Annotated in this window: 7 protein-coding genes; 5 read left to right on the plus strand and 2 right to left on the minus strand. The window is 36.2% G+C overall.

The window, feature by feature from the left end; translation table 11 throughout:
• From V7137_RS29125 to V7137_RS29135, 3 genes are all read left to right on the plus strand, one after another.
• On the plus strand, window positions 1-541 hold a 541-nt coding region (locus tag V7137_RS29125), incomplete at its 5' end, for a nucleotidyltransferase family protein (RefSeq protein ID WP_335701293.1).
• Window positions 542-686: 145 nt separating this feature from the next.
• Window positions 687-1,283, plus strand: a complete 597-nt coding sequence (locus V7137_RS29130; RefSeq protein ID WP_335701294.1) for a dienelactone hydrolase family protein — start codon at window positions 687-689, stop codon at window positions 1,281-1,283.
• 859 nt (window positions 1,284-2,142) lie between these two features.
• Window positions 2,143-2,691 carry a hypothetical protein gene (locus V7137_RS29135; protein WP_335701295.1) on the plus strand — a complete coding sequence of 183 codons (549 nt, stop codon included), beginning with the start codon at window positions 2,143-2,145 and terminating at the stop codon, window positions 2,689-2,691.
• A gap of 347 nt (window positions 2,692-3,038) precedes the next feature.
• On the opposite strand, the gene V7137_RS29140 is transcribed toward V7137_RS29135, so the two are convergent.
• Window positions 3,039-3,512 (minus strand): hypothetical protein, encoded by a 474-nt coding sequence (locus V7137_RS29140; protein ID WP_335701296.1) that lies wholly within the window; start codon window positions 3,510-3,512, stop codon window positions 3,039-3,041.
• Between the two features lie 810 nt (window positions 3,513-4,322).
• Here V7137_RS29140 and V7137_RS29145 point away from each other — a divergent pair.
• Complete coding sequence (locus V7137_RS29145) at window positions 4,323-5,669, plus strand: DJ-1/PfpI family protein (RefSeq protein WP_335701297.1); 1,347 nt, start codon at window positions 4,323-4,325, stop codon at window positions 5,667-5,669.
• Window positions 5,670-6,235: 566 nt separating this feature from the next.
• Window positions 6,236-6,451 (plus strand): CBO0543 family protein, encoded by a 216-nt coding sequence (locus V7137_RS29150; protein WP_335701299.1) that lies wholly within the window; start codon window positions 6,236-6,238, stop codon window positions 6,449-6,451.
• Window positions 6,452-6,787: 336 nt separating this feature from the next.
• Here V7137_RS29150 and V7137_RS29155 read toward each other — a convergent pair whose 3' ends face one another.
• Window positions 6,788-7,792: a DUF3231 family protein gene (locus V7137_RS29155; RefSeq protein WP_335701298.1), complete on the minus strand. Its 1,005-nt coding sequence runs from the start codon at window positions 7,790-7,792 to the stop codon at window positions 6,788-6,790.
• Window positions 7,793-7,944 lie beyond the last annotated feature (152 nt).

Here is a 7,944-nt window from a genome sequence, read left to right on the forward strand (position 1 = left end):
AAATAATAGTGAACCTCTAAGAAGGTTTTTTAAGGTTCTGCAAAACTCAGAACTCCCTCCTGATTACTATATTGGTGCTGGATGTATTACAAACACTGTATGGAACTACCTCTCTGGTTTTCCTCTTAACTATGGTATTTCTGACGTGGACGTAGTGTACTATGATAGAGAAGATTTGAGTCGGGATAGCGAATATAAGTATAAAGAAGAGTTGGTATGTAAACTAGGAAATTTTCCATTTAAGTTAGACGTGAAAAATGAGGCAGGAGTTCATTTATGGTACGAGAAAAAGTTCGGCTTTTCAATTAAACCATATAAATCCCTGGAAACCGCAATAGATAGCTGGCCTACGACAGCTACTTCTTTGGGCATTAGGAAAGAGAAAACAGGTTCATATAAAATTTATGCTCCCTACAAATTGGATGATCTATTTTCAATGATAGTCAGACCCAACAAGCTAATGGTAAACCGTGAAATTTTTGAAAAAAAAGTTGATAAATGGAAGGAAAAGTGGCCAGATTTAACCATTATCCCTTGGTGAGTACGTGATAAGGATTGTTGTTATTTGTGACTAGTGTTTATTGAAAGGCTTCTTCCTCAACTAACGAAGCAGGTTAGTTGAACAAGAAATGATATAATATGATATTAATTTGTATAATGGGAGTAGCTGTTCAAGGAGGTACAAAATGATTCAAATACACAAAAAGTCTGGTACTGTAATCATTGTAATACACGAAATTTATGGAATTAACCAACATATGCAGAGTTTTTGTGAATTATTATCAAAACAAAGTTTTGATGTCATTTGCCCAAATTTATTAGAACGAGAGACACCTTTCGATTATTTTCAAGAGGAAGTTGCTTATCGAAATTTTATGGAGAACGTAGGATTCGCTTACGCTATGCATAAAATAAAAGATATATTATCAGATGTTAAAGATGAATACGAAAAAATATTTATCATTGGATTTAGTGTAGGGGCAACTGTTGCTTGGTTGTGTAGTGACGAAGAATGTGTCGATGGAGTAGTTGGATACTATGGTTCACGTATTAGGAATTACGTGGAATTAACACCACAATGTCCTACAATGCTATTCTTTCCGCAAGAAGAAAAATCATTTAATGTGGACGAGTTAATTTCAGCTTTAGAAAAAATGAATATCGAAATGCATAAATTTAACGGAAAACACGGATTCAGTGACCCATACTCTCCACAATATAATGAAAAATCAGCACAAAAAGCATTTAGTGAAATGGTGAATTTTTTAAGAAACATTAATTAAATAAACAGAGGTGTTATTAAGCTAACGGGTGCAAGAGTTAAAGATTAGAGCTGTCTTTTGAGGCAGCTTTTTCTTGTTGAACTAACGAAGCAGTTTAATAAGAAACCTTTATTTATGTAGTCCGTTGGGTGTTGAAATTTGATGGTACCTGTTTACATATTATCCATTTTAAAGGGAAATTGTAAAATGAATTTAGAATTATGGGAAGAAGATTATGATGAATTTTATAAGGGAGAAGTTAATCAAGACATATTTCAAAAGATTCAAGAACAACTGAAGTTAGAGTTGCCTGAGTCATAAATTAATTTGTTGACAAAAACGAATGGATTTTACTTAAAGAAGAAATACTTTCCTACCACTATTCCCAATAGTTGGGCAAACAACTCTATACATATAGACTTTCTATTCGGAATTGGAGAAAATCCAGGTCTACTAGATAATAATTACTTACGAAAAGAATGGGGAATTTGCAGTAAAAAGTTACTTATTATATCCACATCAGCACCTAAGTCTTATTCCTATTAACCTATTTTTTCAATTAATTTATAATTAAGAATTCATTAATATAGAAAATGCATTCATGTATTGTGCTACATTGTATTTAAATAAAATTGAAGGTTATTTTAACTTTAAGTGGATTGTTTTCGGAAAAAATGGAGGCATTTATATGTCATATTTAATAAGTTTATTTGAACAACGTAGTGATGAAACCCCACGTAAGGTTCTTACAGAATTAATTTAAAGGATGTGAAGTATTTTATTTAATCTATCGGGTACTTAAGTTGAAGATGGGGTTTCGGCGACAATGACCAAATTAAGATCTAAAAGTTGTTTTTTAAATTTATAGGAGGATAGATCAATGAATACACGGGAAATCAAGGTCCAAAAACAAGGCTGGATTCCTAAAAAGGAACGTATATGGGTAATCGTGGCGATTATTATCGCTGCTTCGATAATGCTTTGGGAACTTAAGGGACTATTACAGCTTTCATTAACCACTCTGCACAGCAGGCAGTTCGAACATACATTTAAAGGTTTTGGCTCTAATGCAAGAATTGCCTTATTTTTTGTACTTGCTTATTATGTGCTTCTTCGTGTTATTAGGCTTCGTAAATTGAAAGGTCAAGGCAAGGTGAAAAAATGGTTGTCCACTTTGCTGAGCTTTGCCCGAAGATGGCATACTCCAGCAGCGATTATCGCCATCGCTTTTATTATCTTGCATACGGTAGCTGTGTTTATGCACGGCTTCAAATTTGATTTTAATAATATAAGTGGATTGCTTTCCTTGCTAGTCCTGCTTCCAGTTCCTATATCGGGACTATTTCGATATCAAAGGATGGACCGGAAGTGGCATTTGCGGTCTGGTGTTGCTTTTGCAATTCTATTTTTAATTCATTCTTTTTTATAACCAACATGTTATTAGCCGTATTAGAGTTAGAGAAATAGTCTAATTTCAGGTGTAATGACGTAAATGTAACAATGGTGAAATAATAAAGTGATCGTTTCGTGATTTTTTAAAAAGTGCTTCTTGGGTAACTCTTGTTTTTGAAGAACAAGATTGTGAAAAATTATACTTAAACAAACGGGTGCAAGAGTTAAAGATTGGGATGGCTGCGGCGATCCCTATTTTTATTGCACTAACGAGGCAGAATACTTGAAGAAGGTGTTCCCAGGTTCCATTGGCCTTCTTTTTTTAGTGCAACTAATAGAGCAGGTTAAAGGGCATCCTTGAGGTTGCCCTTTTTGTTTTCCTCCTTATCTTTTTTCCGCCTTCAATAAGGCCGCGTAGTTTGCCGCCTTTTCGGGTGAAGCAGTGAGGGATTTCTCATAACCTTTCTGGAAGCTTTTTTCGTACGCCCTCACAAACCTCTGCCCGAGTATCCGCTGGGCCGCCTGTACCGCATTCATTTCCGGATGGGCATGAAGGTAGGCGTAGAATTTTTCCCCAGAGGAAAAAGAGAGGTACACCTGCCGGAGAAGTCCTATTTTTATGAGGGGCCGAGCTATCTCCTTCTTGTTGTCCAAGCTCAGCTGGGAGCGAGGCATCTGCTGCCAAGCACGGGAGATCCTGAAATTATGCCGGTCTTCAAGCCCCGAACGGATTCCTTCATAATATCCTTCTTCCATCCCCATCTGGACGGGGTCCGGCGGCGGTTGGCCGTCTGTCTGAAAACCGCCTGCGAAAAGAAGACCGGCAAATAGGAAAAAGGCCATAAGTTTCCGTGTCACAGCTTTTTCCCCCTTTCTGTTTATTTCGTCTTCTTTAGTTTAACCAGTCATTTCCTTCATATGTAGTAGGGAAGGAGGAGAATCTGATGGATAAAAAGGATCTATCTAGCTAGCCAATTTTCTTTGTGCTGAAGCAGCAGTTTAGTTCAAATAGACAATAATAAATATTTCTTTATTTTTGAAAGGAATTTCTATGAGGTAACTACTACCTTTTTCTTAAATTGTGAAGTGTTTCACTTAAAGTAACGGGTGCAAGAGTTTAAGTACGGAGATCGCTGCGGCGGTCTTTTCTTTTTGTACTAACGTATGCAGTTTAGTTGAAGAGAGAGGGGAAAATTCTCTCCCTTTTAATTCATATTTGACGCAAAAAGCGAATTAATTATTTATTGTAAAAGTTACGGTCTATTTCTTTAACTTGATATCGGTTTTTAAGGCAATATCTTTGGCAGAGACTATTTCAGTCTCTGTCTTTTTTGTGGACTGAAACCAGCTAAATCTGAAGTCTTATATAAAAATCAAGCTCTAGCACAATTATGAAGGCTTTAGAAAAAAGGCAATATGAAATCAAGATAACAACAAATACCCTGCGGGGGTACCACAAAATTTTACGGTAATACCCAAAAAGAGTGCGGTTTTTATCATGGTCAAACTTAGTAAAATGTAACACAAGGGTATTCAATAACAAATAACCACATTTTGGAGGTAGAAAATTATTTTTGTTCAGGATGTATCAAAAGTTTATTCATTGGCGTCGGGAGATTTTGTCGCGTTAAAGAATAACAACATTCATATCCGGAGGAGGAATATAAAATGAAAAGGATAGTAGTACGTTTCGTTGTTTATGTATTGATTTTCGCCGTGTTTGTGGGAGGGGTGGGCTTCCTCGGATTTGTTCGTTCACAGAATGATTTTTTCAAGAATGTCCGTCATGAGCCAATTCCTTCTCTACATGGTGTTAAACCACCAAAGTATGATCCTAATAAACCTACAGTAGCAGTTCTATTAGCAAATGTAGACACTGAGGTATTTGATTTTATGATTCCCTATGATTTATTATCTAGAACAAACGCTTTTAATGTATTTGCTGTTGCTCCAGACAAAAACGTAAAGACGTTATCGGGCGGACTGGATGTAGTACCGCATTACTCTTATAAAGAATTAGATAAATTATTAGGCAGAAGTCCCGACATTATCGTGGTTCCTTACATGCAGATATTTGATGAAAAGAAATATCAACCCACTCGGGAATGGATTCAACAACATTCCAGCAGTAAAACCACTATCTTGAGCATTTGCAGTGGATCAGAGAATCTTGCCGATGCAGGCTTATTAAAAGGAAAATCAGCCACCACACACTGGCAAGGGATATCTTTACTAAGCAAGCAATATCCCGACACTCATTGGAAAGAGGATGTGCGGTATGTCTACGAAGGTAACACCTTAACTTCAGCGGGTCAAACTGCAGGTATCGATGCTGTGCTGCATCTGATAGCTCAAAAACTAGGAGAACCAATGGCTAAAAAAATATCGAAAGAAATCAGTTATCCTTCTTACCAATTCGTTCAAAACCCAAAAGTAGAACCTTTTCAAAAGGACATATATTTTGCAACTTTTTTATTGAATCTTTCCTTCCAGTGGAATAAGACAAAGGCAGGTGTACTACTTTATAACGACATGGATGAAATCGCATTATCTTCTATATTTGATACTTACGCAGCCACAGGAACGACACAAGTCTTGACCGTTTCTAGTTCGGATGCACCCATTGCTACAAAACATCACCTTAATATAGTGGCTAGGCATCAAATATCGAATGCTCCAAGATTGGATAAAATGATCATACCAGGTGGCAACGCAAAATCCCTAGCGGCAGCCGACGTAAAACTTTGGAGTGAAAAAGGTAATTCTAAAGAAACGTTCCTCATTCATAGCGATTCACCAAATAGATATGTATTTGAAGCACCATTGGAAGACTTAGCTAAACAAGAAGACCTTTTAACTGCCAAGCATGCGGTGAAACGGCTCGAATATCGTGCGAATGGTATCCATCTTGAGGGCAAACCATTTCCTCTTGAAACTTACGGCAATGTACTTCTAACCGGTTTACTAGCTTTGTTGGTAGCTTTCTATATTGACAGACGATTCATGATGAAATAAACAATTTTCAAATCGTATAAACAAGTCAGTTAATCAATACCGCCTTCGGGCGGTATTTTCCATTCTCACCATTAACGTCAGATAGCTATCTCTGTAGTAAATTAACAAACCAGGGAGACCTGAAATTCCGTCAACTCCGCTATCCTGCCCGTTAGCCATCCACGAATGAGTGCGTTTCATCAAGTTATAAGTGGCTTTTCCTAATTTCACAAGAAAGATTGTGAAATATTGTACTTAAAGTAACGGGTGCTTGAGTTTAACAAGGGGGTTGCTGCGGCGATCCTTTTTCTTGTTCAAACTAACGGGGCAGGTTAGCTGAACAAATTTTTGGAGAAAATAGAAGGAAATTAGCACCGAGGGGTGGATTTGATGAAGACTTTAATTGGTAAAGGAAAAATTGAGAATTCTGAAGAGTTTTTTCAAAGAATTCATTAGGTCCAAGTCGACTATTTTTACTACTGGAAAGAGCACTCACTATGGCACTGGGAATTTTGGCTTTCAGTAGTTCTTTCAATAATTCCTTGGTTTGTATGGTTTATACTCCGTAAACGTGGAAGTGAAGCAAGATTGCTTTTAGCAGGGTTTTTGCATTGAGTATTGCTTCTTGGTTTGATTTTTTAGGACTTATATTTGGTTCTTGGCATTATTCGGGTAGAGTCTTGCCAGCTATCCCATCGTTTTTTCCTTGGGACTTTACTTTAATACCAGTAACAATGATGCTTTGGTTGAAATTTAAACCGACATTAAATCCCTTTTTAAAGCTGTTATTTATTCTGCAATAACTTCTTTTATCGGAGAACCTTTATTTGAGTGGATAGGGTTATATACATCAGTAAAATGGAGCGTTTTTTATTCCTTTCCCATATATATTGTTATCTATTTAATAGCATATAGAATTAGTATAGCAAAAGCATTTGAACCTTTATAAATATACATATATATAAGTAACTAACTAACTACATCCTATTTAACTACGGGTGCGTTTCTTCAACAGGAAGAGACGCATTTTCACTAACGAAGCAGGATAGTTGAAGAAGGAATAACTACTTTATGTTGGAATTATCCATTAAATTAAGAAGCTAATTAAAAATATACCCCTCACTAATGAGGGGTATATCTTATTTATCTTGTGCAAGTTCTTTTCTATTGGGAGCAAGTGGTGGCTGTTCTAACCACTTGTTTTTCACCATAATATCGAACCAGTTTTTTGTAATTCCTAATGTTTTTAGAATTGCTTTTTCATAAGCTAAAGCTAGGTCTGTTCGCATGGCTCCTGCTAGACCTGTCCCGTAATATACTTGTGCAGTTTGAGACAAGAAACCCATATGATACAACATTAATTTATCTGAAAAAGGAGAGTCTTTTGACGTTGTAACCTCTGATTCCCACGACATTGGAACTGGCAAATTATCCTTGTGCATAATTTTTGAAAGGGCTTGTAGGTTTTCATCTGCGGTTTTTTCTAATTCCTCAAAAAACTTTCTTACTTCTTTCGATTCTGTGACTTGACTGAATCCGATTGAAAGGACTTTTGCCATAATGCCCTTTTTAATGTTAAGAGAAATACTGATTATTTCTGTAGCAGATAAAAGTCTCCCTTTTCCGAAGAATCCATCAGTAAAATCTTTGGTAGAAATAAATTCAGGGCTCTCGTTAGGATAGAAATAGGGGTCTCTTTGGAATTTTCCTTTTTTAAGCAATAACTCAATGGTTATATCGTACATACTTTTTGCATCATTATCACATGAATTGTAAAATTCCCGTATGTCCTTTCTGACAGAAACACTTAAAGCAGTTGTATGACCCAACAAACCATGTATAGTCATAATGTGTAAATAATTTAAGCAGAATGTGTCAGAAAACAATCTCTCTGCACTTTTATTAAGGTCGGACTCAGTAAATCCAATGGGAACTGGAAATCCATCCTTCTCAATGAAGGAAACAAGCTGCTTCTTTTGCTTTTCCCATGTATCAATGGCTATTTCAAAAACTTTTTTTATTGATTCGTCTTCTAAAATAGAAATCATATACCTATTTACTATCTCGGCCATTGTTCCGTTTACATACTCCCCCCATAGTGTTCCTATTTCGGAAGATGTAAGTTTTAAATTATCATTTTCCATTTGTTATCACCTCTTCAGTATTTTTTACTAATAGAGAAATAGGTATGCATTTCTTTGGACTTAAAAACCTTTTAGATGATTAGTTGAGTAGTTTCTTGTTGAACTACCGGTGCAAGAGTTAAAGATTGGGATAGCTGCGACGATCCTTTTTT

Source organism: Neobacillus drentensis, assembly GCF_036962765.1.
Taxonomy (GTDB): Bacteria; Bacillota; Bacilli; order Bacillales; family Cytobacillaceae; genus Neobacillus; species Neobacillus drentensis_C.